The following is a 745-nucleotide window of genomic DNA, read 5'->3' as shown; positions in this document are numbered from 1 at the left end:
GTTGAGGCGACCCGCTCGATCCGGCAGGCCGAGGTCGGCTCGACGAAGACCATGCTGAAACGGGTAAAGAAGAAGTTCGACCTGCATCCCGAGCGGCTGATCGCGGACACGGCCTATGGGACCGGGCCGATGCTGGGCTGGCTGGTCGACCGCAAGATCGCCCCGCACATCCCGGTGCTCGACAAGTCCGGACGCAGCGACGGCACCTGGACGCGGGCGGATTTCGAATGGGATGCCGAGAACGACCAATACATCTGTCCCGAGGGCCATGAACTGAAGCAGTTCCGGCGTAACTATTCCGACCCGAACCGAGGACCGACCGGCAAAGGCGTTGCCAAATATCGCGGCCTCAAGAACATCTGTCAGGTCTGCCCCTCGAAGCCGCGCTGCTGCCCGAACATGGACTTCCGGTCGATTACCCGCGAGGAACATGAAGACGCCCGCCAGGCCGCCCGGGATATCGCGAAGACCAGGCAATACGAGATCTCGATGAAGCTGAGAAAGAAGGTCGAAATGCTCTTCGCCCACCTCAAGCGCATCCTCGGCCTGGGCCGACTGCGATTACGCGGCCCATGCGGCGCAAACGACGAATTCCTCCTCGCCGCCACCGCCCAGAACCTCCGCAAGCTGGCGAAGATCTTTCCCGCACCGCAGCAAACGCGAAAAGCCTGAAAGGAAAGGCGTTTGCGCCGCATGTTGAGCAGCTATTTCTGCGCTCGCGAACAGGTGTTTTTCCACAGAATCG

At 61.5% G+C, this 745-nt stretch carries 1 protein-coding gene; it reads left to right on the top strand.

The features are described from left to right. Positions 1-672, top strand: a 672-nt coding sequence (locus V8324_RS22165) for a transposase (protein ID WP_336422034.1), incomplete at its 5' end; no start/stop codon positions are given. Positions 673-745: the final 73 nt, after the last annotated feature.

Origin of the sequence: Roseovarius sp. D22-M7 (assembly GCF_037083785.1) — a bacterium.
GTDB lineage: Bacteria > Pseudomonadota > Alphaproteobacteria > Rhodobacterales > Rhodobacteraceae > Roseovarius.
This window is presented reverse-complemented; position numbering and strand designations above follow the sequence as displayed.